Origin of the sequence: Streptomyces klenkii (assembly GCF_003626645.1) — a bacterium.
Classification (GTDB): domain Bacteria; phylum Actinomycetota; class Actinomycetes; order Streptomycetales; family Streptomycetaceae; genus Streptomyces; species Streptomyces klenkii.
Genome location: NZ_RBAM01000063.1, coordinates 1 through 1609, shown reverse-complemented (window position 1 = coordinate 1609; position 1609 = coordinate 1). Strand labels below are relative to the sequence as shown.

1 protein-coding gene and 1 pseudogene are annotated in these 1609 nt (G+C 69.0%); both read right to left on the bottom strand.

The features are described from left to right. Positions 1–731: 731 nt before the first annotated feature. Positions 732–842 (bottom strand): annotated as a pseudogene (locus D7231_RS34570) (DUF255 domain-containing protein); the annotation flags it as partial. A gap of 10 nt (positions 843–852) precedes the next feature. Continuing rightward, positions 853–1353 carry a transcription elongation factor GreA gene (greA, locus tag D7231_RS34565; RefSeq protein WP_120760301.1) on the bottom strand — a complete coding sequence of 167 codons (501 nt, stop codon included), beginning with the start codon at positions 1351–1353 and terminating at the stop codon, positions 853–855. Positions 1354–1609: the final 256 nt, after the last annotated feature.

The window sequence follows — 1609 nt, the reverse complement described above, 5'->3', positions numbered from 1 at the left end:
CTGGGAACTGTCTGACCGCACAAGAAGGCTCGTGTGCTGAGGCCGAAACCGGCGGCGAGCTCGGTGCAGGTGTGGCCGGGGCGCAAGTGCGAGGACGGCCGACGCCTGTTGTCGGGAGCGCAGCAGTATCCAGGTCGTAGGAGCAGCACGGATTGCCACCACCTGTCATGGTCGCTCGCCTTTCAGCGCATGGATGAGGTTTCGCATCGACTGGCCCCGGGCGCACCTGTGAGAGAGCCAGGCAAGACGCCCCGGTCGGGACGTCTTACTGCGTCCGCACGGGGCGTGGGCAGTGACGCCGAAGCGGCCACTGCCCTCATCCCACACCACCTCGGCGCGTGAGGCGTGCAGGGCCACCCTTCGGCCGCCTCCACACGCGCCCGACGCCGCGCGCTGCGCTCAGCTCACCGCTCCCGCTCGCGTAAGCCGCCGTCCTCGTCGGCTCGCTCTGCGCCTGCCTGGAATTCGTCAACGCGCTCAGGCATCCGGGTCTTCTGTGGATGTCGGTCAGCGGGCTTGCCTCAGCCGCGATCGGCCTGCTCGCATACCTGCTCGTCGATCGTTCCGGTGCGCCAGCGGCAGCCGCGGCGCTCGCGAGCTTCACCGTGTGGGCTGCGGCGGCCAGGGTGTTCCTCGATGTGCCAACGGCGATCAAGGCGTTGAGGGACCTGTGCCCTCGGCAGCCCACACCCCGGGAGCGCAGCGTGCCATGGCATCACACCTGCTCGGCACCTACGGGTTCGGTCGGCGCACCGGGACCGGTGGCAGGGCCACCAGTCCACGGGGTTGTCCGCGTGCTGCAGCAGGCAGGGCGAGCTCTCGGCGGCCAGGCGGTTGGGCACGGCGGGTCGCCTAGGCGGCCTGGTAGGGCTTGGCCTCCAGGATCTTCACGTGTGCCGTGCTGCCGTTGGGCAGCGTGTACTCGGCGTCCTCGCCGGCCTTCTTGCCGTTGACGCCCGAGCCGAGGGGGGACTGCGGGGAGTAGGTCTCGATGTCCGAGGTGGCGAACTCGCGGGAGGCGAGGAGGAAGGTCATCGTGTCGTCCTCGTCGCCGTCGAAGGCGATCGTGACGACCATGCCGGGGGCGACGACGCCCGTGTCGGCCGGGGCCTCGCCGACCTGCGCGCTCTCCAGGAGCTGCGTCAGCTGGCGCACCCGCGCCTCCATCTTCCCCTGCTCCTCCTTGGCCGCGTGGTACCCGGCGTTCTCCTTGAGGTCACCTTCTTCGCGCGCCTGTTCGATCTTCTTGGCGATCTCGACGCGGGCAGGACCCGACAGATGATCCAGCTCGGCCTTGAGCTGGTCATACGCCTCCTGGGTCAGCCAGGTGACAGTGTCGCTGGTCTGCGTCACAGGTGCTCCTCGGGGGTATCGCGGGGGATGAAAAACGAAGGCCCGACCCGGACATCACAGCTCCTGGGCGGGCGATTCGTCGATCGAAATATCGACTCTAACAACGCCTGTCGGCGCGCGGAAGGATTACCCTCCGCTGCCGGGCACAAAACCGCCGGTGCGCGTCCCGCCTAGTCGGCGGCCTCCGAACAGCCCACGAGCTCGGCCGAGGTGGCCCGCTGCGTGGTACGGAGCGTGACGGTGCGGTGGAGGCTCC